20 protein-coding genes and 1 pseudogene are annotated in these 22,601 nt (G+C 66.9%); 18 read left to right on the forward strand and 3 right to left on the reverse strand.

All coding sequences use genetic code 11. From position 1 onward, the window contains the following. Positions 1–746, forward strand: a 746-nt coding sequence (locus tag DID96_RS33925; protein WP_148094524.1) for an RNA-guided endonuclease TnpB family protein, incomplete at its 5' end; no start/stop codon positions are given. Positions 747–760: 14 nt separating this feature from the next. Here DID96_RS33925 and DID96_RS33930 read toward each other — a convergent pair. Then, positions 761–1,711, reverse strand: a pseudogene (locus DID96_RS33930) (ABC transporter transmembrane domain-containing protein); the annotation flags it as partial. Positions 1,712–2,006: 295 nt separating this feature from the next. Here DID96_RS33930 and DID96_RS33935 point away from each other — a divergent pair. Then, positions 2,007–2,666, forward strand: a complete 660-nt coding sequence (locus tag DID96_RS33935) for an HAD family hydrolase (RefSeq protein ID WP_124603562.1) — start codon at positions 2,007–2,009, stop codon at positions 2,664–2,666. 140 nt (positions 2,667–2,806) lie between these two features. Here the strand turns inward: DID96_RS33935 and DID96_RS39455 are convergent, their stop codons facing one another. Then, a complete protein-coding gene (locus DID96_RS39455) occupies positions 2,807–3,607 on the reverse strand; it encodes a DUF2846 domain-containing protein (protein WP_311767782.1) in 801 nt (266 codons plus the stop codon). Positions 3,608–3,937: 330 nt separating this feature from the next. Here DID96_RS39455 and DID96_RS33945 point away from each other — a divergent pair, with 330 nt between their 5' ends. Next, positions 3,938–4,369 carry a hypothetical protein gene (locus DID96_RS33945; RefSeq protein WP_124603564.1) on the forward strand — a complete coding sequence of 144 codons (432 nt, stop codon included), beginning with the start codon at positions 3,938–3,940 and terminating at the stop codon, positions 4,367–4,369. A gap of 102 nt (positions 4,370–4,471) precedes the next feature. Here DID96_RS33945 and DID96_RS33950 read toward each other — a convergent pair whose 3' ends face one another. After that, complete coding sequence (locus DID96_RS33950) at positions 4,472–4,834, reverse strand: hypothetical protein (RefSeq protein ID WP_124603565.1); 363 nt, start codon at positions 4,832–4,834, stop codon at positions 4,472–4,474. Between the two features lie 132 nt (positions 4,835–4,966). Between DID96_RS33950 and DID96_RS33955 the strand changes: the two genes are divergently transcribed. The 15 genes from DID96_RS33955 to DID96_RS34025 all read left to right on the forward strand — a co-directional run bounded on the left by DID96_RS33955 (position 4,967) and on the right by DID96_RS34025 (position 22,567). Beyond that, positions 4,967–5,926 carry a LysR family transcriptional regulator gene (locus tag DID96_RS33955; RefSeq protein ID WP_124603566.1) on the forward strand — a complete coding sequence of 320 codons (960 nt, stop codon included), beginning with the start codon at positions 4,967–4,969 and terminating at the stop codon, positions 5,924–5,926. 191 nt (positions 5,927–6,117) lie between these two features. Continuing rightward, on the forward strand, positions 6,118–6,606 hold the full coding sequence (locus tag DID96_RS33960; RefSeq protein ID WP_124603567.1) for a hydroxyquinol 1,2-dioxygenase: 489 nt from the start codon (positions 6,118–6,120) through the stop codon (positions 6,604–6,606). Positions 6,607–6,658: 52 nt separating this feature from the next. Continuing rightward, positions 6,659–7,654 (forward strand): hydroxyquinol 1,2-dioxygenase, encoded by a 996-nt coding sequence (locus DID96_RS33965; protein ID WP_124603568.1) that lies wholly within the window; start codon positions 6,659–6,661, stop codon positions 7,652–7,654. A gap of 137 nt (positions 7,655–7,791) precedes the next feature. Next, positions 7,792–9,255, forward strand: a complete 1,464-nt coding sequence (locus DID96_RS33970; RefSeq protein ID WP_124603569.1) for an aldehyde dehydrogenase family protein — start codon at positions 7,792–7,794, stop codon at positions 9,253–9,255. Positions 9,256–9,292: 37 nt separating this feature from the next. Then, the gene (locus DID96_RS33975) at positions 9,293–10,375 is read left to right on the forward strand and encodes a maleylacetate reductase (protein WP_124603570.1); all 1,083 of its coding nucleotides are present in this window, start codon (positions 9,293–9,295) and stop codon (positions 10,373–10,375) included. Between the two features lie 190 nt (positions 10,376–10,565). Further along, on the forward strand, positions 10,566–11,855 hold the full coding sequence (locus DID96_RS33980) for an ABC transporter substrate-binding protein (protein WP_124603571.1): 1,290 nt from the start codon (positions 10,566–10,568) through the stop codon (positions 11,853–11,855). Between the two features lie 12 nt (positions 11,856–11,867). Continuing rightward, positions 11,868–12,590, forward strand: coding sequence for an ABC transporter ATP-binding protein (locus DID96_RS33985; protein ID WP_124603572.1), 723 nt, complete (start codon positions 11,868–11,870; stop codon positions 12,588–12,590). Between the two features lies 1 nt (position 12,591). Then, positions 12,592–13,356, forward strand: a complete 765-nt coding sequence (locus DID96_RS33990; protein ID WP_124603573.1) for an ABC transporter ATP-binding protein — start codon at positions 12,592–12,594, stop codon at positions 13,354–13,356. After that, positions 13,353–14,225, forward strand: coding sequence for a branched-chain amino acid ABC transporter permease (locus DID96_RS33995; RefSeq protein WP_124603574.1), 873 nt, complete (start codon positions 13,353–13,355; stop codon positions 14,223–14,225). Before DID96_RS33990 ends, DID96_RS33995 begins: the two co-directional genes overlap by 4 nt. A gap of 17 nt (positions 14,226–14,242) precedes the next feature. Beyond that, positions 14,243–15,397 (forward strand): branched-chain amino acid ABC transporter permease, encoded by a 1,155-nt coding sequence (locus DID96_RS34000; RefSeq protein WP_260464119.1) that lies wholly within the window; start codon positions 14,243–14,245, stop codon positions 15,395–15,397. A gap of 12 nt (positions 15,398–15,409) precedes the next feature. After that, entirely contained in the window at positions 15,410–16,312 is a 903-nt protein-coding gene (locus tag DID96_RS34005; protein ID WP_124603575.1) for an intradiol ring-cleavage dioxygenase, read from the forward strand. Continuing rightward, positions 16,309–16,701 (forward strand): Rieske 2Fe-2S domain-containing protein, encoded by a 393-nt coding sequence (locus tag DID96_RS34010; protein WP_124603576.1) that lies wholly within the window; start codon positions 16,309–16,311, stop codon positions 16,699–16,701. Before DID96_RS34005 ends, DID96_RS34010 begins: the two co-directional genes overlap by 4 nt. Next, positions 16,702–17,811, forward strand: coding sequence for a porin (locus DID96_RS34015; protein ID WP_124603577.1), 1,110 nt, complete (start codon positions 16,702–16,704; stop codon positions 17,809–17,811). Between the two features lie 275 nt (positions 17,812–18,086). After that, positions 18,087–20,231, forward strand: coding sequence for a hydantoinase/oxoprolinase family protein (locus DID96_RS34020; protein ID WP_185732458.1), 2,145 nt, complete (start codon positions 18,087–18,089; stop codon positions 20,229–20,231). Positions 20,232–20,242: 11 nt separating this feature from the next. Continuing rightward, positions 20,243–22,567 (forward strand): hydantoinase B/oxoprolinase family protein, encoded by a 2,325-nt coding sequence (locus tag DID96_RS34025; protein ID WP_124603578.1) that lies wholly within the window; start codon positions 20,243–20,245, stop codon positions 22,565–22,567. Positions 22,568–22,601: the final 34 nt, after the last annotated feature.

Raw genomic sequence — 22,601 nt, forward strand, 5'->3', positions numbered from 1 at the left:
AGAAGCGTGCACTGACCTACAAGAACGGGCAGCTTCGCTTCAACGGCATCAATATCGGCTTGTGGGACTCCTACGGTCTTTCGAAGTACGAACTCGGTGCAGGCAGCTTCAACGAGGACTCGCGCGGGCGCTGGTACGTCAATATCGCCGTGAAAGTTAAGGTCGAAGAAAAGCGGGTGCCGGACGGAGCGTCGGTGCTCGGAATCGACCTGGGCCTGAAGACGATGGCTGCGTACAGCGACGGCACCGACTTCGATATGCCGAAGTGGTATCGGCAAGCCGAAGAGAAACTGGGCATCGCGCAGCGGGCGAACAAGAAGCGCCTGGTCAAGACGATCCATGCCCGTATCGCAAACCAGCGCAAAGACGCCATCCATAAGGAAACGACGGCGCTGGTTCAGAAACATGCAGCAATCTTCGTAGGCAACGTGAGCGCGAAAGCAATGGCTAAAACGAACGGCAAGTCCGTTCTCGATGCCTCGTGGACGACGTTCAGGACACAACTCAAGTACAAGGCCATTGGGCATTGCGTGGTGTTCGCAGAGGTCAACGAAGCGTTTTCAACCCAGTCGTGCTCGTGCTGCGGGACTATCCCGCCCAGCAGTCCGAAAGGTAGGGCCGCACTTGGAATAAGGCAGTGGACTTGCAGCAATTGCGGCACGGAACACAACCGCGACACGAACGCCGCAAGGAACATTGCCCGCACGGGACTTCGTGCGCTAGAAGTAGGAATCTCCGGTCTTTAGGCCGGAGAGGAAGTCAACCATTGCGAATAGCTGGACAGCCGCAGCGCCATCGCGGTCACGGCCGCGACCACGCCGGCGCTCGCTTCGCCGTGCATCCACAGATACAGCGCGAGCCCGGTCGAGCCGATCAGCAGCGCAGTGGTCATCAGGTGATTGACGATCTCGAACGCACTGACGAGCCGCATCTGCGCATAGCCGGTCGCCTTGAATGCCTCCATCGCGTGCCGCGCGTGGTCGGCCTCGCGCCGCGTGTGCGCGAACAGCTTCACGGTCGCGATGTTGGAATACGCGTCGGTGATCCGGCCCGTCATCAGCGCGCGCGCATCGGCCTGTTCGCTGCCGACCGCTCCGAGGCGCGGCACGAAATACCAGCAGGCAGCGGCGTAGCCGATCGCCCATACGGCGAACGGAATCATCAGCCGCCATTCGAAGCTGGCCGCGAGCAGCAGGATGCCGATCAGGTAGGCGACGACGCCGACGAGCACGTCCACCGTCATGAACAGCGCGTCGCGCACCGCCAGCGCGGTCTGCATGATCTTGGTGGTCACGCGGCCCGCGAACTCGTTCGCGTAGAACGACATGCTCTGGTCGAGCATCAGCCGGTGAAACAGCCAGCGCAGCCGCATCGGGAAATTGATCGCGAGCGCCTGGTGCTTCATCATCGTGTGCACGCTGACCAGCAACCCGCTGCCGGCGAGGATGCCCGCGTACGCGAGCAGCGTGCCGAGATGGCGCGCGCCGAAATCGGCAGGCGTGCCCGACTGCAACCAGTCGACGACGTGCCCCATCATCGCGAACAGCGCGGCCTCGTAGGCGGCGAGCGCGGCCGACGTCAGCGCGATCAGCAGCACCCAGCGGCGCGCGCCTTGCGTGCACGCCCAGATGAACGAGAAGAACCCCTTCGGTGGCGTGGCGGGATCGTCGAGCGGAAAGGTCGGCAGGTGCCGTTCGAACCACGAGAACATCAGTGCATCTCCTTGACGTGGCGCCGGCGTGCTTGCCGGGCCGCGAGTGGGAAGGCCGCCGGCGCGCTACATCGTGCGGCGGTGTGCCGGAGGAAAGCAGGTTACCGCAGACGGGCTTTGTTTTCAGTGAGGTTGGCCGGGGTGAACAGGTCGATCAGGTCAATGCGCTGTCCAGGCCGGATCGCGAGGCTCGGAAAGCCGATTCCGCGTATGCTTCAACCGCGATGAAACATCGGAGCCCGGGCACGCGCGCGCTGCGCCTGGCCCGGCAACGTACATAAACGAGGGCCTTTGAATGGATATCCGCGCAGTCATTTTCGATTTCGACCTGACATTGGCCGATTCATCCGCAGGCATTATCGACTGCACGCAGCATGCGCTGCGTGAACTCGGTTACGAGGCCGCGGCGAGCGAGCAGATTCACCCGGTGATAGGCCTGCCGCTGCAGGCGATGTTCCGTACGCTGACCGGCGACGACAGCGGCGAGCGGGCTGACGCGTTCGCCCGCGGCTTCGTGGCGCGGGCCGATGTCGTGATGGTTGCGTCGACGACGATCTATCCGGAGGTCCCGCGACTGCTCGCTCGGCTGCATGAACTGGAGATGGCCGTCGCGATCGTGTCGACCAAGTTTCGTTACCGGATCGAGGCGATCCTCGACGTGGCCGGGTTGCGCGAACGGATCGACGCGATCGTCGGCGGCGAGGACGTGCAACGCCACAAGCCGGATCCGGAAGGGCTCGCGCTCGCGCTGGAGCGCCTCGAGATCCCGGCGTCCGCGGCGCTTTACGTCGGCGATCATGCGGTCGATGCGCAGGCTGCCGAGCGTGCCGGCACGCATTTCGTCGGCGCGGTGAGCGGCACGACGTCGTTCGACGCGTGGTCGAGCGCCGGCAAGGCGGCGGTCAGGCGCGACCTTGGCGAGCTTGCCGAGTGGGTGCGGCAGCGGCGGTTTTGACGAACGCCAGCTCTGACGTCACGAACGCCATATCCGGCGGCGTCTTTCCCCTATATCAAGCAAGCCATGCTCTTCCGGTTGGGCGAGTTGGCTGGCACCACGGTGAGTCATGCTTACCTTGCCGAGCGGCATCAGCACCGTTAGCGAATTTCGATCGAGACAGCCCGGTCGTAAGTTCGATACCGGGATGCGATGTGATAGTCGACCTCGTCGTATCCGTGATAGTCCGCGTTCGGGATGTAATAGACAACCTTGCCGAGCACTGTCGTGCCGTCACACGGGGCCGCCATCGACGACGTATTGCTGAGTGGGAAAGACTCTTCTCTCACTTCGACGCGCCCATGTTCGGGCTGCCGCGTGAATGTCAGGTCGGGTGCCTTGCCGGCGACGCACTGCTTGTTCCATGTGGCGTGCCAGGACAACTTCACTTCGTTGCCCCGCGTCGTGGCAACCCGTTTCAATTCGCTGCCGGCCAGCGCTGAAGCGGCGGACGTCGCCGCAGTGTACGCCGGCTTCGCCGGCGGCGCGGCGAGCGATGGCGAGGGCGTGGCTCCGCCGGTATAGCTCAGTGTCTGGATTTCGGCCTGTGCGCTGTCCGGCCATACGAGCGATGGCGTCACATGTCCCACGAGCACGCCGAAGCCGACCGCCGTGCGTACGTAGCGCGTTTGGCCGGCCGCCAGGTCGAAGGTGATTTCCCGTTCGACCTCGGTCGACGTGGTAACGGTATAGGTACCCGGTGCTTCGTCCACGTAGAAGAATCCGCCCGGCTGTGAATGGCCGACGACTTGTCGGTTGATGCGTATTTCCGGTTGAATCGCGGCGCCAAATACCGACGCCGATCGGAGGAAGTAGATGCGGCCGTGGCTCGCGTCAAGCGTCGGAATCGACGCAGCGATGTCGCGGTAGGTCGGGCCCGTTGCGCAGGCGGCAAGCAGCATGAAACTACTCGCCCCGGCTAGCGTTCGGGAGGTTCGTCGCATGAAGAGATCCCCGTGTCGTTCTGTTGTCGTTTTGCCAGGTTCGATGCGTTGGCACGGCATTCTCGGCTACCGGTCCGTGCGACGCAACTGAAACCGTGGGAACGGTGTGGCTTGGTCGGACCGTGTCGCATGAACAAACTGTTACCAGAATGGGTGAGGCAACGTTTATGCCGATGCTATGCTTCGCCGCAAGCTCGTTGAAACGAATGCGGCCGACGGCGGCCAGTTCAGTGGGTGATAGCGAAGCGAGAGCATCGAATCGGTTTGAGAACAAGGAACAATACGGGTATGTGGAAGAAGATCGCTCCTACAATCGTCATCGCCGCGCTGGCCGGCGCGACCACGCTGCCGGCGGCAGCTAGCGACTTGAACAATGCGCTTGGCGGCGCGCTCGGCGGCGCGGCTGGCGCGGCGGTTGGCGGCGCGGTGGGCGGCAACACTGGCTCGGTCATCGGCGGCGCAATCGGTGGCGGCGCTGGCGGTGCAGTGACGGCGAACCGTCACGAGCGCACCGGCGCAATCATTGGCGGCGCGCTGGGTGGTGGCGCGGGCACTGCGGCGGGCAATGCGATGGGTGGCCGCACGGGCGGTGTTCTCGGCGCGGCAGTCGGTGGCGGCGCAGGCGCTGCGCTCGGCGGAAACCTGCAGCGCAACTCGAACAATGGCTACGATCGCGACTCTCGTCACCGGAAGCACCGCCATCACCGCCACGATGACTGATCGCGCTGGCCCATGAATCCCGGCACGCGGCACGCATCTCGCGTGCCGCGTGCGTTTATCGCGCTGGCGCGCCTCGAGATCCCGGCGTCCGCGGCGCTTTATTTACGTCGGCGATCGTCGCACGGAAGTCGAATCCGCTGCGCCCGCGTGCAACAGCATCAGTGCGTCCCGAACGAGATGCGCAAAACCGGCCGGCTGATGCCGGTCGCCGGACTGCTGGCCGCCGATCAGGCACAGGTGCGCGAGCCGGCCGACCAGTGCCGCCGTTGCAGGATCGTCGATCCGCGCGCGGCAAACCGACATCGCAAACGACAGCCGGGTGTCGTCGACGCGGCGCTGGAATTCGGCCACCAGCGGATCGCGGCGCGCCCACGCGCGGATCGCGACCTCCCGTTCGGGCTGCTTTTCCGCGGCGATCTCGATGCCAGGTTGATGGAGCACGCCGCACGCGCAAGCATGATCCATGCCTTCGGCGCTCCGCGTCGCCGCATGGCCGCCATCAGCCTCGGGGCCGCCGCCCCACGCATCCACCGAACTCCACTACACTCGCCGTTAACCGGCCCGCCTCGACGCGGCGCCGCAAAAACAGGAGACGCTGTGGATCTGTTTCAATCGATGGAAGCCTTCGTTCGCGCGGCCGAAGCGCAAAGCTTCGCCAACGCCGCGCGCCAGCTCGGCGTCGCGAAATCAGTCGTCACCGCGCGCGTCAAGCAGCTCGAGGAACATTTCGGTGTGCCGCTGTTCCATCGATCGACACGTGCGGTGCGCCTGTCGGAGCTCGGCGAATCGTATTACCGCGAGTGCAGCGAGCTCGTGAACAAGGTGCATGAACTGTCGGCGCGCTCGTCGAACGACCCGCAGGCGCTTGCGGGCACGCTGCACGTGCACGTGCTGCCGGGCTTCGCGCTCGGCCACTTCTCGCGCGTGCTGACCGATTTCCGCGAGGCGTATCCGCGCATCGAATTCGTCGTGACGGTGAACGACCGCGTGATCGATCCGGTGCAGGAGGGCTTCGATCTCGCGCTGCAGATCTACCCGGCGGCGTCCAACCTGCTGATCGAGCGGCGGCTGTTTCCGGTGCGCGGCACGTTGTGCGCGGCGCCCGACTACCTGAAGGAGGAGCCGCCCGTCGAAACCCCGCTCGACCTGCTGCGCCACGATTTCGCGTGCTATTCGTACTACCCGTGGGGCGACCGCTGGCCGCTGATGCGCGGCAACGAGTGTTTCGAGGTCGCGCTGTCGCCGGTGCTGAAGACCAACAGCGTGCATCTGCTGCTCGAGTTCGCGCGCGCGGGCGCCGGCATTGCGTACCTGCCGACGATGGTCGCCGCGCCCGACCTGCTCGAACAGCGGCTCGCGCGCGTGCTGCCCGACTATGCGGCGCCGCCGCTGTGGCTGTCGGCCGTGTACCCGGCCTCGCATCGGTCGACGACGAAGGTCAAGGTGTTCGTCGATTTCCTGCGCACGCGCTATGCGCGCGAACCGCAGTGGGACAAGGCGCTCGGCATCGCGACGGGCGAGGACGAGCCGGGCAGCGTCGACGACGAACTCGCATAGCGCAGCCGCCGGCCGCGCGGCTCGGGCGCGCGGCGACCCGCGATTCATCTGACCTTAGGTAGTTTCCCTAGCCGCCGATCGGCGCACGCGAGGTTCGCGAATCCCGAACCTCGGACCATTGCCGCGACCGGCTGCCTCCGCCTAATCTTCATGCCAACGGACACCAACGTTCAACGGACATGGAGACAGCAATGCAGCTCACGCAACTCGGCAGCCTCGACGATTACCGGAAGGGCTCCATCGAAATCATCACCGGCCGGCCCGAACACTACGCGATGTCGAACGTGTTCGAGGTTGCGAGCCGCTCGGCGCCGTACGAGAAAGTCGTCGTCGGCAAGAACCTCAAGTACGTGATCGAGACGCTGCGCGCGGAAGGCGTGTCGCCGTGGTTCGCCGCGTCGCACGACGAGTTCGCGATCGTGCTCGACGGCGAGATCACCGTGCATTTCATCAAGCCCGCGGCCGCGCTCGTGCAGCCGGACATCGAGGGCACCGTGCGGCTCGACGAAGAACCGCAGGGCGTCAGCATGGGCTACGTGCGGCTGCGCCGCGGCCACCAGGTGTTGCTGCCGGCGGGCGCCGCGTACCGCTTCGAGGCCACGAAGCCCGGCGTGCTGCTGCAGCAGTCGATCCTCGGTTCGTGCTCGGTCGAGAAGTGGGCCGACATCTGCATCCATTGACATGCGGCACGCCGTTTCCGCCACCGCCCAACGATTCCGACAGGAGCCCGTCATGCAATCCGCACCGCACCAGCAACACGTCACCGCGACCGACCCGGATTCGGTCACCGGCTATCGCACGTTCAGTCTCGGCGATTTCGAGTTCAGCCGCGACGCGTACTTCGTCACCGTCAAGTGGCCGTCGAAAGGCCAGCAGCGTTCGCACCAGATGCACGCCGACGACTTCCTGCGCGCGATGATGCGCGACGTCGCGTGGGGCTTCTTCTACGGCTGGGTGAACTTCGACGACGTGATCGGCACGCGCAACCACTACGGCCGCGTCGACATGTATGCAGGCGCATACAACGCGAGCTTCCGCGACGCAGGCGCCGACTACAGCGAACAGTTCGACACGCCGCTGATCATGGCGACCTTCAAGGCGATCCTGAAGGACTGGGTCAACGAAGGCTTCGATCCGTTCGCGGCGCCCGAGGAAACCGGCTCCGCGTTCGGCCCGAAGCACGGTGACAACATCGGCGCGATCGAGCGCACGCGCATCGCGACGAAGCGGATGCCGGGCCTCGAAGGCGATTCGCCGCTGCGCGACGACTTGCCGGTGAACCGCCAGTTCGTCGACGTCGAGCAGGACGAGCCGGAAGTTCACGCGGCGCCCGGCTTCGAGCACGAGCTGCACGCGTTCAACCTGTTCAAGTACCTGTCGCGCTCGGACGTCACGTGGAATCCGTCGGTGACGTCGGTGTGCAAGCAGAGCCTGTTCTGCCCGACCACCGAGGAGTTCGTGCTGCCCGTGTTCCATGGCAACGATCGCGTCGAGTGGTTCCTGCAGCTGTCCGACCAGATCATCTGGGATGTTGCTGACAAGGACACCGGCGAGCCGCGCGCGCGGATCACGATGAACGCAGGCGACATCGCCGCGATGCCGGCCGACATCCGCCACAAGGGCTACTCGCAGAAGCGCTCGATGCTGCTGGTGTGGGAGAACGCGACGCCCGACCTGCCGAAACGCTACGAGAGCGGCGAGCTGCCGCCTTACCCCGTCCAGATGTGACGCGTGCGGCGCATCGCGCCGCGCTCACCGGACGACTGAACCCCTGATGTTGCAGCGCACGGTGCCGGTCCGCCGGCACCGCAGGCGACGTGTTGCCTGCGAATCCGTGCCGGCACCACTCGATTAGCAGGACTGACATGCAAACCGAACTTTTCATCAATGGCCGTTTCGTGCCCGCCGCGAGCGGCGAGACGCTGCCGACGCTGAACCCGCACGACAACTCGGTGATCGCCAACGTCGCGATGGCGGGCCACACCGACGTCGATCGCGCGGTCGACGCCGCGCAGGCCGCGTTTCCCGCGTGGAGCCGGCTCGCGGCGATGGAGCGCGGCCGGCTGCTGCTCAAGCTCGCGGACGCGATCGACGCGAACGCCGACCGGCTCGCGCGGCTCGAATCGCTCGACACGGGCCACCCGATCCGCGACACGCGCAATCTCGACGTGCCGCGCACCGCAGCGACGTTCCGCTATTTCGGCGGGATGGCCGACAAGTTCGAAGGCTCGGTGATTCCGGTCGAGCAGGGCTTCCTGAACTACCTGCTGCGCGAACCGGTCGGCGTCGTCGGCCAGGTCGTGCCGTGGAATTTCCCGCTGATGTTCACGAGCTGGAAGATGGCGCCTGCGCTTGCGGCCGGCAACTGCGTCGTGATGAAGCCGGCCGAGCTGACGCCGCTGTCGAGCCTCGCGATCGCGGAGCTGATGGCCGAGGTCGGCTTTCCGGACGGCACCGTCAACGTGCTGCCGGGGTTCGGCCAGGTTGCCGGCCAATACATTGCCGAGCACCCGGGTGTTGGCAAGGTCGCGTTCACGGGTTCGACGGCGGTGGGCCGCAAGATCGTGCAGGCGTCGAGCGGCAACCTGAAGAAGGTGCAGCTCGAGCTCGGCGGCAAGGGCGCAAACGTCGTGTTCGCCGACGCAAACATCGATGCGGTCGTGCAGGGCTCCGCGTTCGGCATCTTCCACAACCAGGGGCAGGCGTGCATCGCCGCGTCGCGGCTGATCGTGCACGAATCGGTCGCCGACGAGCTGCTCGAGAAGTTCACCGCGCTCGCACGCTCGATCAGGCTCGGCGATCCGCTCGATCCGGCCACCGAAATGGGCCCGCTGACGTCGCGCCAGCATCGCGACCGCGTGCTCGCGTATGTCGACGTCGCGCGCGGCGAGGGTGGCCGCGTGCTATCCGGCGGCAAGGCGCCCGACGCGGCCGCGCTCGCGAACGGCTGCTATGTCGAGCCGACGATCGTCGCCGCGAAGCCGACCGACCGCGTCGCGCAGGAGGAGGTGTTCGGGCCATTCGTGACGGTCACGACGTTCCGCACCGACGAAGAAGCGCTCGCGATCGCGAACGGCACCGAATACGGTCTCGGCGCGGGCCTGTGGACCCGCGACCTGCAGCGCGCGCACCTGTTCGCGCGTAACCTGAAGAGCGGGATGGTGTGGATCAACTGCTACAAGCGGGTGAGCCCGGCGTCGCCGTTCGGCGGTGTTGGCGCGAGCGGCTATGGCCGCGAGATGGGCTTCGACGTGATGCGCGAGTACACGCAGGCGAAATCGGTGTGGGTGAACGTCGACGCGCAGATCCCGCCGTACTACCCGCGCTGAGTCCACTGCGCTGAGTCCATTGATGGAGCACATGGCGATGCAATCGTTCGTCTACAACGGCCTGCCGTCGCGGGTCATCTTCGGCGCGGGCAGCCTCGCGCAGCTGCCGCAGGAAATCGAGCGGCTCGGCGCGACGCGCGCGATCGTGCTGTCCACGCCCCCGCAGCGCGCGGAGGCCGAGGCGCTCGCGCAGCGGCTCGGCGAGCGCGCGGCCGGCGTATTCGCCGAAGCCGTGATGCATGTGCCGATCGAGACCGCGCGGGCCGCGCGCGAGTATGCGGCGCAGGTCGGCGCGGATTGTGCGATCGCGATTGGCGGCGGCTCGACGACGGGGCTCGGCAAGGCGATCGCGCTCGATTCGGGCTTGCCGATCGTCGCGGTGCCGACCACCTACGCGGGCTCCGAGATGACGCCGATCTACGGGCTGACCGAAGCGGGCGTGAAAAAGACCGGCCGCGACCCGCGCGTGTTGCCGAAGGTGGTGATCTACGACCCGGAGCTGACGCTGTCGCTGCCGGTGCCGATGTCGGTGACGAGCGGGATCAACGCGATCGCGCATGCGGCGGAAGGGCTGTATGCGCAGGACGCAAACCCGATCGTGAGCCTGATGGCGCAGGAAGGGATCCGCGCGATGGCCGCCAGCCTGCCGCGGATCGTCGCAAATGCAGTCGCCGATGCAGCCGCCGATGCGCGCGACCTCGACGCGCGCTCGGATGCGCTGTACGGCGCGTGGCTGTGCGGCACGGTGCTCGGCAGCGTCGGGATGGCACTGCACCACAAGCTGTGCCACACGCTCGGCGGCACGCTGAACTTGCCGCACGCGGAGACGCACACGATCGTGCTGCCGCATGCGCTCGCGTACAACCGCGACGCGGCGCCCGACGCGATGCGGCGCATCGCGGCCGCGCTCGGCGCCGACGATGCCGCGCAGGGCGTGTTCGATCTCGCGAAGTCGAGCGGCGCGCCGCTTGCGCTGAAGGAGATCGGAATGCGCGAAACGGACATCGACACGGTGCTCGATCTCGCGTTGCAGAACCCGTACTGGAATCCCCGTCCGCTCGAGCGTGCGCCGCTGCGCGCGCTGCTCGAAGCGGCTTACGAGGGGCGCCGGCCCGGGTAGGCGCACACGCATGCGCTGAGTGACTCCGCAGTCAAGAAGACGCAACCGATGCAACGCAACTAACGGTCAGTCGCAACCGCCGACCGCCCGACCGCGCGCCGGATTCCCGGCACGCGGTGCAAATTCGCGGCCAACCGCCACAGACGACCGGCGCCAGACCGGTCGGGACATTCAGGTTCAGGAGACAACGATGAAACGCCCACCCCACGACGGCACGCGCCGCCGTTTGATCACGCTCGCCGGCAGCGGCCTGCTGCTCGCCGCGGCCCCTTCGTTCACCCCGTTGGCGCGCGCGGCCGGCACGCGCACGCTGAAGATCGGCTACGTATCGCCGCAGACGGGCCCGCTCGCGCCGTTCGGCGAAGCGGACCGCTTCACGATCCAGCAGATGCAGGCTGCGCTGAAAAACGGCATCGCGATCGGCGGCAAGACGTTCCCCGTCTCGATCCTCGTGAAGGACAGCCAGTCGAACCCGAACCGCGCGGGCGAGGTCGCGAGCGACCTGATCCTGAAGGACAAGGTCGACATCATGCTGGTGTCCGGCACGCCGGAAACCGCGAACCCCGTGTGCGACGCGTGCGAGCTGAACGAGACGCCGTGCGTGTCGACGGTCGTGCCGTGGCAGCCGTGGTTCTTCGGGCGTAAGGGTGATCCGAAGAAAGGCTTCCGCTTCACGTATCACTTCTTCTGGGGGCTCGAGGACGTGATCGCCGTCTACACCGGCATGTGGCAGGCGGTGCAGACCAACAAGGCGGTCGGCGGCCTGTTCCCGAACGACGGCGACGGCAACGCGTGGGGCGACCCGAAGCTCGGCTTTCCGCCGGTGCTCGCGCAGAAGGGCTTCACGCTGAAGGACCCCGGCCGCTTCCAGAGCATGACGCAGGATTTCTCCGCGCAGATCGCCGCGTTCCGGCAGGCGAACACGCAGATCGTCACCGGCGTCGTGATTCCGCCCGACGCGAAGAACTTCCTCGTGCAGGCGCGCCAGCAGGGCTTCCGGCCGAAGGTGATCTCGATCGGCAAGGCGCTGCTGTTCCCGACGTCGATCGAGGCGCTCGGCGATCTCGGCAACGGCCTGTCGACCGAAGTCTGGTGGTCGCCGTCGCATCCGTTCAAGTCGTCGCTGACCGGGCAGCCGGCGCGCGCGCTCGCCGACGCGTACGAACAGTCCACCGGCAAGCAGTGGACGCAGCCGATCGGGTTCGCGCATGCGCTGTTCGAGATCGCCGTCGATGCGCTGAAGCGCGCGAAGGACCTCGATTCGAACGAGTCGGTGCGCGACGCGATCGCGGCGACGAAGCTCGACACGGTGGTCGGCCGCGTCGCGTGGGGCAGCGGCCCCGTGAAGAACGTCGCGAAAACGCCGCTCGTCGGCGGCCAATGGGTGAAGGGCACGAAGCACCGCTTCGACCTCGCGATCGTCAACAACCAGCTCGCGCCGGCCGTGCCGCTCACCGGCCCGCTGAAGCTGATCGGCTGACGGGGGCGCGCGATGGACACGCTGCTCAGGCTGACCGGGGTCTCGAAGCGCTACGGCGCGCTGACGGTCACCGACGACATCAGCTTCGCGGTCGCGCGGGGCGAAACCTACGGCATTCTCGGCCCGAACGGTGCGGGCAAGACCACGCTGTTCAACCTCGTCAGCGGCGACGCGAAGCCGGATGCGGGGCAGGTCGAGTTCGACGGCGCGGATATCGGCGCGCTGCCCGCGCACCGGCGCTGCGCGGCGGGGATCGGCCGCTCGTACCAGGTGCCGCGGCCGTTCGGCGCGATGACGGTGTTCGAGAACCTGCTCGTCGGCGCGACGTTCGGCGGCGCGCTGGCCGGCGATGCGGCCGACGCGCTGTGCGTCGACGTGCTCGAACGCACGGGGCTCAAGCGCCGCGCGAACCAGCTCGCCGGCTCGCTAACGCTGCTCGACCGCAAGCGGCTCGAGCTCGCGCGTGCGCTCGCGACGCAGCCGCAACTGCTGCTGCTCGACGAAATCGCGGGCGGGCTCACCGACGCGGAGACCCACGCGCTGATCGACGAGATCCGCGAGATCAAGGCGCGCGGCGTGACGATCGTGTGGATCGAGCATGTGACGCATGCGTTGCTCGCGGTCGCGGACCGGCTGCTCGTCATCAACTTCGGCAAGAAGATCGCCGAAGGCCTGCCGCGCGACGTGATGGCCGACCCGGAAGTCAGGCGGGTCTATCTCGGCTTGGAGGCGTGACATGACACACGACACACATGACGCACACGACGCACACGACGCACACGACGCACGCACCGGCGGCGCACTGCTGCGCACGGTCGGACTCACCGCGTTCTACGGCGATTTCCAGGCGCTCTATGGCGTCGACGTGACGGTCGCGCGCGGCGAGATCGTCGCGCTGATCGGCGCGAACGGCGCGGGCAAGTCGACGTTCCTGAAGTCCGTCGCCGGGCTGCTGCGCGCGCGATCCGAGCAGATCGTCTGGCGCGGCGAGCCGATCGGCGCCGCGCCCGCATCGCGGATCGTCGGCACGGGCATCGCGCTCGTACCGGAAGGGCGGCGGCTGTTCCCGAGCCTGTCGGTCGAGGAGAACCTGATGCTCGGCGCGTATTCGGGGCGGCCGGGGCGCTGGAACCTCGCGGCCGTATATGCGCTGTTCCCGGTGCTGAAGGAACGCCGCAACCAGCCCGCGACCGCGCTGTCGGGTGGCCAGCAGCAGATGGTCGCGATCGGCCGCGCGCTGATGAGCAACCCCGACCTGCTGATGTGCGACGAGCTGTCGCTCGGGCTCGCGCCGGTGGTCGTGCGCGAGATCTACGCGGCGCTGCCGTCGATCGTCGGCGACGGGATGAGCGCGCTGATCGTCGAGCAGGACGTCGCGCTCGCGCGCAGCGTGTCGGCGCGGTTCTACTGCTTCCAGGAAGGACGCGTGTCGCTGTCCGGCGTCTCGGCGGACGTCTCCGACGACGCGATCACGCAAGCGTATTTCGGAGTCGCCGCATGAACGCATTCGTCAACCTCGTGATCCAGGGCGTGCTGCTCGGCGCGCTGTATGGGCTGTTCGCGCTCGGGCAGTCACTCGTGTTCGGCGTGATGCGGCTCACCAACACCGCGCACGGCGATTTCATCGTGCTGCTGGCGTTCGTGCTGTTCGCGCTCACGGGCGTCGTACACGTGCCGCTCGCGCTCGCGATTCCGGCCGCGCTGGCGATCGCGTTCGCGGCCGGCTACCTGCTGCAGCTCGGCCTGCTCAACCGCGTGAGCGGACGCGATCCGCTGCCGTCGCTGATCGTCACGTTCGGGCTGTCGATCGTGATCCAGAACGTGCTGCAGCAGCTGTTCTCGGCCGACCCGCGCTCGCTGCCGATCGGCGGCTTCGAGACGCGCAGCCTGACGCTGCCGGGCGGCATCGCGGTCGGCTACCTGCCGCTCGTCACGCTCGCGGTGGCCGTGCTGCTGACCTTCGCGCTGCAGTGGCTGTTCGGCAAGACACCGCTCGGCCGCGCGCTGCGCGCGACGTCGGACGACCGCGAGATCGTGCAGCTGATGGGCGTGTCGCACCGGCGCATGTACGCGCTCGCGATGGGCATCGCGTTCGTGCTGATCGCGGCGGCCGCCGCGCTCTACGCGATGCGCACCGCCGTGTCGCCGTCGGACGGCCCCGGGTTGCTGCTGTATGCATTCGAGGCCGTGATCATCGGCGGGATGGGCTCGTTCTGGGGCACGTTCGCGGGCGGCATCGCACTCGGCATCGCGCAGCAGGCCGGTTTCGCGTTCGACCCGGGCTGGGGCATTTGGCTTGGCCACGTGCTGTTCCTCGCCGTGCTGGTCGCGCGACCGCAGGGCCTGTTTCCGAAGACGAAGACCGCGTAAGGAGTCACACGATGATCATGCAATTCAGACGCGCGCCGTCGTCGGCCGGCACTGACACCGGCACCGGCATGGAGCGCGGCCAGCCGGTGGATGCCGCGCGGCCGTTCGACGTGCGCCGCACGACCCGCGCGAGCCGCGTCGCGCTCGTGGCCGGCCTTGCGGTGGCCGTCGCATTCGCGTTCGCGCCGATGTGGGCCGGCCGCGACACGATGCACGACCTCACGCAGTTCGTCGCCTACCTCGTGTTCGCGCTGATGTGGAACCTGCTCGCCGGCTATGGCGGGATGGTGTCGATCGGCCAGCAGGCGTTCTTCGGAATCGGCGGCTACGCGATGCTGATTCTCGCGAACGTCTGCGGCGTGTCGCCGTTCGTCGCGGTGCCGCTCGCCGCGTTGATCGCGGCGGCGCTCGCGGTGCCCGTGTCGCTCGTCGCGTTCCGGCTCGAAGGCGGGTATTTCGCGATCGGCACATGGGTGATCGCCGAGGTGTGCCGGCTCACGTTCGCGAACGTGTCCGCGCTCGGCGGCGGATCGGGCACGAGCCTCACCGCGCTCGCCGACGTGCCGCGCGCGCTGCGCGACGCGCTGACGGTGTGGCTCGCGCTCGCGATCGCGGTCGCGACGCTCGGGCTGCTGTACGGGTTCCTGCGTTCGCGCGCGGGGCTCGCGCTCGGTGCGATGCGCGACAACGCGGTGGCCGCGGGCAGCCAGGGCATCGACGTGCGCCGCGTGCGGCTCGCGGTATACGTGGTGGCCGCGGCCGGTGCGGCGCTCGCGGGCGGCCTGTATTTCGTCGGCAACCTGCGGATCTCGCCCGATGCCGCGTTCTCGGTGAACTGGACCGCGTTCGCGATCTTCATGGTGCTGATCGGCGGGCTCGGCACGCTCGAAGGGCCGATCATCGGCGCGCTGCTGTTCTATCTGCTGAACAAGTTCCTGTCCGACTACGGGACGCTGTACCTGATCGGGCTCGGCGTGCTCGCGATCGTCGTGACGACGTTCTTTCCGCGCGGCATCTGGGGTTTCGTCGCGGAACGCTACGGTCTGCAACTTTTCCCGCTCGGCCGGCGCGTGGTGTTTGCCGACGCGCCGGCGTCGCCGGCCGAACCGCGCGCGACACCCGGTGGCGATGCCCGTCATGAAGACGGCGGGCCGGCCGCGCATCAAGCATGAAAAGGAGATGACATGACAACCCAATCGACTACGGATGACGCCGTGCACGGCATCACCGATACGGTGCTCGCGACGTTCGCGGGCTGTGACGACGCGCGGCTGAAGACGATCATGACCGCGCTCGTGCGGCACCTGCACGACTTTGCGCGCGAGGTCGAGCTGACGCCCGGCGAGTGGCGGCAGGGGATCGAGTTCCTGACTGCCGCAGGAAAGATGTGCGACGGCATCCGGCAGGAATTCATCCTGCTGTCGGACACGCTCGGCCTGTCGATCCTCGTCGACGCGCTGCATCACCGGCACGACAGCGGCGCGACCGACAGCAGCCTGCTCGGGCCGTTCTATCGCGACGGCGCGCAGGACGCGGTGTACGGCGCGCGGATTGCGCACACGGAAGGCGAGACGGCGGTGATGCACGGACGCGTGCTCGATACGACGGGCGCGCCCGTCGCCGGCGCGCTGCTCGAAGTGTGGGAGACCGCGAGCAACGGGATGTACGAAGGCCAGGATCCCGGCCAGCCCGAGAGCAACCTGCGCGGCCGCTTCCGGACCCGCGACGACGGCAGCTATGCGTTCGTGACGATCAAGCCGACGTCCTACCCGATCCCGACCGACGGCCCGGCGGGCGCGATGCTGATGGCGACCGGCCGGCATCCGATGCGGCCCGCGCACGTGCATTTCCTGATCGCGGCGCCCGGCTACGACACGCTGACCACCGCGCTGTTCGCCGCCGACGATCCGTATGCCGGGTCCGACGCCGTGTTCGGCGTGAAGCCGTCGCTCGTCGTCGACTACGTGCGCAACGACAGTGCCGACGACGCACGCGCGTGGCGCGTCGATGCGCCTTTCTTCGACGTGCGGCGGGATTTCGTGATGAGCGCCGCGCGTGAAGCACCGGCGCCGGAGCGGCAGGGATGAACGCCGAACTCGCGCGCGGCTGGCTCTGCGCGCTCGACGACGTGCCGGACGGCGGTGCGCTGTGCGTGGCGGGCGCGGCTCACGACGCGGCGCCCACTGATGCGGATGCCGGCTCGCCCGACAGCGCGGACGTCGTCGTGCTGCGCCGGAGCGACGAAGCGTGGGCGTACCGCAACGTCTGTCCTCATTTCTCGATCCCGCTGAACTACGAACCGGGCACGTTCTGGACTTACGACGCGCAATGGCTGATGTGCGCGCATCACAGCGCGATGTTCCGCTTCGAGGACGGGCGGTGCGTCGACGGCCCGTGCGAAGGCGCCGGATTGACCGCGGTGCCGGTGCGCATCGTCGGCAGGCAGGTATTTCAAAGCGACACAGAGGAGACATAGATGAAGAGCAACACGATCAAATGGACGTGCGCATGCGCACTGTCCGTGCCGGCGCTCGCGTCGGCGCAGAGCAGCGTCACGCTGTCGGGGCTGATCGACGCGGGCGTGACCTACGTGAACAACCAGCACGGCGGCGCGACGACGCTGTTCGACAGCGGCGTGTTCGCGCCGAACCTGCTGACCTTCAAGGGCACCGAGGATCTCGGCGGCGGCAACAAGGCGCTGTTCGAGCTGACGTCGCAGTTCGATCTCGGCAACGGCTCGACGATTCCGGGCGCGGGCCAGCTGTTCAACCGCACGTCGCTCGTCGGGCTGTCGAACGACCGTTACGGCACGCTGACGTTCGGTAATCAGTATGACTTCATGTTCGAGACGCTGACGCTCGGCCGGTTCGACGGCGCGTTCCTGTTCGGCGGCATCTACGACTTCCGGCAGGGGCCGTTCGCCGCGCTCGGCGTGCCGAACAACCCGACCGGGGCGTTCGACTTCGACCGGATGGCGGGCGCGACGCGCGTGCCGAACTCGGTCAAGTACCGCAGCCCCGCGATCGCGGGCTTCACGTTCGGCGCGTTGTACGGATTCGGTGGCGTGCCGGGCGCGTTCTCCGCGAATGCGACGACGAGCTTCGGCCTGAACTATGAGAACGGGCCGCTCGGCCTCGGCGCGGCTTATGTCGACGTCAAGTATCCGCAGCTCGGCAACGGCCATGAAGGGATCCGAAATTACGGGTTCGGCGCGCACTACCAGTTCCCGAGCGTGCTCGCGATGCTGCTGTACACGAACACGAAGAACACCGCGACCGGCGCGAAGATCGACGTCTACAAGGCGAGCGCGCTGTGGACGATCTCGGGGCCGTGGTCGGCCGGTCTCGACTACGCGTACATGCACGGCAACGCGGCGCTCGACAGCAACCGCGCGCATCAGGCGACCGCCGCGGTGCAATACCACTTCTCGAAGCGCACGTTCGCGTATGTCGAGGCGATCTACCAGCGGGCGAGCGGCGACAACGCAGTGACGCAGGCGTGGATCAACGCGCTGCTGCAGCCGGGCGCCGCGGCGAGCAACCGCTCGCAGACGCTCGCGCGGATCGGTTTGTCGACGCGGTTCTAGCGCGACGGGCGGCGGGCGCCGACCGACATTCGTACACCCCGCCAGACCGGAATCCGGTCGCTGCGCCGTCGCATCGAAACGCCATCAAGCGGCCGTACACGCGGCCACATCGCTGCGCGCCCCGTCCGGCGGGGCTTCGCCGCCTTCCACACTCCCGATTGATCGTCTGGCACGGTTGTTGCCTTTTGCCTGATGAGCCGACAGCGCGGATCGACCGTCAATGCGCGTCGAACCGAACGCGGCTCGTCACGACTTCAATCAATGGAGACATCACCATGCAAGGACTTTCGCAAGTCCAGGTGTTGGGCATCGATGCGGGCGGCACGATGACCGATACCTTCTTCGTGCGTGCGGACGGACGGTTCGTCGTCGGCAAGGCGCAAAGCAATCCGGAGGACGAATCGCTCGCGATCTTCAACTCGTCGCAGGATGCGCTCGCGCACTGGCAACGCGACGTCGACGACGTCTATCCGGAACTCGTCACCTGCGTGTATTCCGGCACGGCGATGCTCAACCGCGTCGTCCAGCGCAAGGGGCTCGATGTCGGCCTGCTCGTCAACAAGGGCTTCGAGCACGTGCATCTGATGGGGCGCGCGATCCAGAGCTATCTCGGCTATGCGCTCGAAGAACGCATCCACCTGAACACGCACCGCTACGACGAGCCCCTCGTGCCGCTGTCGCGCACGCGCGGCGTCACGGAGCGCACGGACGTGCAGGGCGAAATCGTCATTCCGCTGCGGGAGCGCGAAGTGCGGCAGGCCACGCGCGAACTCGTCGCGGCCGGCGCGAAGGCGATCGTCATCTGCTTTCTGCAGTCGCACAAGAACGCGACGAGCGAGCGCGAAGCGCGCGACATCGTGCGCGACGAACTGAGCGCGAGCGGCGTCGACATCCCCGTGTTCGCATCGGTCGACTACTATCCGCAGCGCAAGGAAAGCCACCGGATGAACACGACCGTGCTCGAGGCCTACGCGGCCGAGCCGTCGCGTCAGACGCTGAAGAAGGTCAGCGACCGCTTCCGCAAGCACGGCGCGAAATTCGATCTGCGCGTGATGGCAACGCATGGCGGCACGATCAGCTGGAAGGCGAAGGAACTCGCGCGCACGATCGTCTCCGGGCCGATCGGCGGCGTGATCGGCTCGAAACTGCTCGGCGAGGCGCTCGGTTACGACAACATCGCGTGTTCGGACATCGGCGGCACGTCGTTCGACATGGCGCTGATCACCAAGGGCAAATTCGCGATCGCGTCCGATCCGGACATGGCCCGCCTCGTGCTGTCGCTGCCGCTCGTCACGATGGATTCGGTCGGTGCGGGCGCCGGCAGCTTCGTGCGGCTCGATCCGTACAGCGGCGCGATCAAGCTCGGCCCGGACAGCGCCGGCTACCGCGTCGGCACCTGCTGGGCCGACAGCGGCCTCACCACCGTCTCGGTGTCCGATTGCCACGTCGTGCTCGGCTACCTGAATCCGGACAACTTCCTCGGCGGACAGATCAAGCTCGACGTGAATCGCGCCCGCGAGCACATCAAGGCGCAGATCGCGGATCCGCTCGGGCTGTCGGTCGAAGACGCGGCGGCCGGCGTGATCGAGCTGCTGGACCTGCAGCTGCGCGAATACCTGCGCTCCAACGTCAGCGCGAAGGGCTATAACCCGACCGAGTTCGTTTGCTTTTCGTATGGCGGCGCCGGCCCCGTCCACACCTATGGCTACACGGAAGGTCTCGGATTCAAGGATGTCGTGGTGCCAGCCTGGGCCGCGGGCTTCTCGGCATTCGGATGCGCGTGCGCGGACTTCGAATACCGCTACGACAAGAGCGTCGATCTCGCGCTGCCGCAACTCGTGCCTGACGCCGAGAAGGCGCGGGCCGCGCAGACGATTCAGCAGGCATGGTCGGAGCTTGCCGCCAAGGTGATCGAGGAATTCCGCATCAACGGCTTCAGCGAGAAGGACGTGATCCTGCGTCCGGGCTTCCGGATGCAGTACATGGGGCAGCTCAACGATCTCGAAATCGAATCGCCGATCGCCAGCGCGAACGACGCGGGCGACTGGGACCGCATCGTCGACGCGTTCGAGGAGACCTATGGCCGGGTGTATGCGAGCTCGGCGCGCTCGCCCGAACTGGGCTTCTCGGTCACGGGCGCGATCATGCGCGGCATGGTCATCACGCAGAAGCCGGTCCTGCCGGAAGACGCGTCAGGCGGCCTTACGCCGCCCGACGACGCGCGCGTCGGCACCCGTCCGCTATACCGGCACAAGCAATGGCACGACGCGACCCTGTGGCGGATGGAGGCGCTGCAGCCGGGCAACGAGATCGTCGGGCCCGCGATCATCGAGTCGGACGCGACGACCTTCGTGGTGCCGAAGGGATTTGCGACGAAGCTCGACAAGCACCGCCTCTTCCATCTCAGAGAAGTCAAGTAAGGAGACACGCGATGAACATGATGTCCAGCCAGGAGCTCGGGTTCGCCGATCTGCTGAAGAACGGCCAGACGCTCAAGCAATTCCGTGACGGTATTCTCGAGCGCACCGCGGAGTCGGGGCACTACAACGGCCTCGAGCGTCTCGAGTTGCGCGAGCGCGATCCGATCCGCTACGAAAAGATGTTCTCGAAACTGCGCGGCGGCCTCGTGCATGCGCGCGAAACGGCGAAGAAGATCGCCGCGAGCCCGATCGTCGAGCAGGAGGGTGAGCTGTGCTTCACGCTCTATAACGCCGCGGGAGACTGCGTGCTCACGTCGACCGGGATCATCATCCACGTCGGCACGATGGGCGCGGCGATCAAGTACATGATCGAAAACAACTGGGAAGCCAATCCGGGCATCCACCCCGGCGACATGTTCACCAACAACGACTGCTCGATCGGCAACGTCCACCCGTGCGACATCGCGACGATCGTGCCGATCTTCGCGCACGACAAGCTGGTCGGCTGGGTGGGCGGCGTCACGCACGTGATCGACACCGGCGCGGTCACGCCGGGCTCGATGTCGACCGGCCAGGTGCAGCGCTTCGGCGACGGCTACATGATCACGTGCCGCAAGACGGGCGTGAACGACACGCCGCTGCGCGACTGGCTGCACGAGAGCCAGCGTTCGGTACGCACGCCGAAGTACTGGATTCTCGACGAGCGCACGCGCATCGCCGGTTGCCACATGATCCGCGACCTGATCGAGGAGGTGATCGACGAGGAAGGCCTCGACGCGTACGAGAAGTTCGCGTACGAGGTGATCGAGGAGGGGCGGCGCGGCTTGCAGACCCGCATCAAGGCGATGACACTGCCCGGCAAGTATCGCAAGGTCGCCTTCGTCGACGTGCCGTACAACCATCCCGACGTGCAGACGTCGTCGGCGTTCGCGAAGCTCGACTCGATCATGCATTCGCCGGTCGAGATGGAGATCCGCAAGGACGGCTCGTGGCGTCTCGACTTCGAAGGCGCGAGCCGCTGGGGCTGGCACTCGTACAACGCGCACCAGGTCGCGTTCACGAGCGGCCTCTGGGTGATGATGACGCAAACGCTGGTGCCGACGCAGCGCATCAACGACGGTGCGTACTTCGGCACCGAGTTCCACCTGCCGAAGGGTGCGTGGATGAACCCCGACGATCGCCGCACCGGGCACGCGTACGCATGGCATTTCCTGGTGTCCGGCTGGAGCGCGATGTGGCGCGGCCTGTCGCAGGCGTACTTCAGCCGCGGCTATCTCGAGGAAGTCAACGCGGGGAACGCGAACACGTCGAACTGGCTGCAGGGCGGCGGGATCAACCAGGACGGCGACATCCATGCGGTGAACAGCTTCGAGGCGTCGTCGTGCGGCACCGGGGCCTGCGCGATCAAGGACGGCCTGAACCATGCGGCCGCGATCTGGAACCCCGAAGGCGACATGGGCGACATCGAGATCTGGGAGATGGCGGAGCCGCTGCTGTATCTCGGCCGCAACGTGAAGACGAACTCGGGCGGCTACGGCAAGTACCGCGGCGGCTGCGGATTCGAGACGCTGCGCATGGTGTGGAAGGCGCAGGACTGGACCATGTTCTTCATGGGCAACGGCTACATGAACAGCGACTGGGGCCTGATGGGCGGCTATCCGGCCGCGACCGGATACCGGTTCGAAGCGCACCGCACGGGCATCCAGGAGCGCATCGCGCTCGGCGAGAGCCTGCCGCTCGGTGGCGATACGAACCCGGACCTGCCCGACTATGAGAACCACCTGAACGCGGGCGCGCTCGTCAAGCGCGACCAGCAGTGCATGACCACGGAGGACTGCTACAGCAACTACGACCTCTATCTGAACTACCTGCGCGGCGGCCCGGGCTTCGGCGATCCGCTCGACCGCGAGATCGATGCGATCGAGCGCGACCTCAACAACGCGCTGCTGCTTCCCGAATATGCGCAGAAGGTCTACGGCGCGGTGGCGACCCGGGACGGCAACGGCATCTGGACGGTCGACGCGAAGGCCACCGCGCTGCAACGCATCGAGATTCGCAACGCGCGTCTCGCCCGTTCGCAGCCGACCCGCGAATGGATGAAGGGCGAGCGCGAGCGGATCCTGGTCAAGCACGCGTCGACGCAGGTACAGCACATGTTCGCGACGAGTTTCGGCCTGTCGACGAAATTCGAGCAGCAGTTCCGCACGTTCTGGGATCTGCCGGAAACGTGGACGCTCACGGAGGACGAACTGGACGTGCCGACGTATGGCTCGAAGTTCCGCATGGATCTGTCGAAGATGCCCGACGTCAATACCGTGGTGCTGGTCGAGGAGTAACCCGCGCCGGCCACCGTGCAACCAACATTGAGGA

The organism is Burkholderia sp. Bp8963 (genome assembly GCF_003854275.1).
Taxonomy (GTDB): Bacteria; Pseudomonadota; Gammaproteobacteria; order Burkholderiales; family Burkholderiaceae; genus Burkholderia.

Coding starts and splice junctions, on each gene's coding strand:
- DID96_RS33935 (WP_124603562.1), top strand. CDS start 2,007: ATGGATATCCGCGCAGTCATTTTCGATTTCGACCTGACATTGGCCGAT.
- DID96_RS39455 (WP_311767782.1), bottom strand. CDS start 3,607: ATGCTGCTTGCCGCCTGCGCAACGGGCCCGACCTACCGCGACATCGCT.
- DID96_RS33945 (WP_124603564.1), top strand. CDS start 3,938: ATGTGGAAGAAGATCGCTCCTACAATCGTCATCGCCGCGCTGGCCGGC.
- DID96_RS33950 (WP_124603565.1), bottom strand. CDS start 4,834: ATGGATCATGCTTGCGCGTGCGGCGTGCTCCATCAACCTGGCATCGAG.
- DID96_RS33960 (WP_124603567.1), top strand. CDS start 6,118: ATGCAGCTCACGCAACTCGGCAGCCTCGACGATTACCGGAAGGGCTCC.
- DID96_RS33965 (WP_124603568.1), top strand. CDS start 6,659: ATGCAATCCGCACCGCACCAGCAACACGTCACCGCGACCGACCCGGAT.
- DID96_RS33970 (WP_124603569.1), top strand. CDS start 7,792: ATGCAAACCGAACTTTTCATCAATGGCCGTTTCGTGCCCGCCGCGAGC.
- DID96_RS33975 (WP_124603570.1), top strand. CDS start 9,293: ATGCAATCGTTCGTCTACAACGGCCTGCCGTCGCGGGTCATCTTCGGC.
- DID96_RS33980 (WP_124603571.1), top strand. CDS start 10,566: ATGAAACGCCCACCCCACGACGGCACGCGCCGCCGTTTGATCACGCTC.
- DID96_RS33985 (WP_124603572.1), top strand. CDS start 11,868: ATGGACACGCTGCTCAGGCTGACCGGGGTCTCGAAGCGCTACGGCGCG.
- DID96_RS33990 (WP_124603573.1), top strand. CDS start 12,592: ATGACACACGACACACATGACGCACACGACGCACACGACGCACACGAC.
- DID96_RS33995 (WP_124603574.1), top strand. CDS start 13,353: ATGAACGCATTCGTCAACCTCGTGATCCAGGGCGTGCTGCTCGGCGCG.
- DID96_RS34000 (WP_260464119.1), top strand. CDS start 14,243: ATGCAATTCAGACGCGCGCCGTCGTCGGCCGGCACTGACACCGGCACC.
- DID96_RS34005 (WP_124603575.1), top strand. CDS start 15,410: ATGACAACCCAATCGACTACGGATGACGCCGTGCACGGCATCACCGAT.
- DID96_RS34010 (WP_124603576.1), top strand. CDS start 16,309: ATGAACGCCGAACTCGCGCGCGGCTGGCTCTGCGCGCTCGACGACGTG.
- DID96_RS34015 (WP_124603577.1), top strand. CDS start 16,702: ATGAAGAGCAACACGATCAAATGGACGTGCGCATGCGCACTGTCCGTG.
- DID96_RS34020 (WP_185732458.1), top strand. CDS start 18,087: ATGCAAGGACTTTCGCAAGTCCAGGTGTTGGGCATCGATGCGGGCGGC.
- DID96_RS34025 (WP_124603578.1), top strand. CDS start 20,243: ATGAACATGATGTCCAGCCAGGAGCTCGGGTTCGCCGATCTGCTGAAG.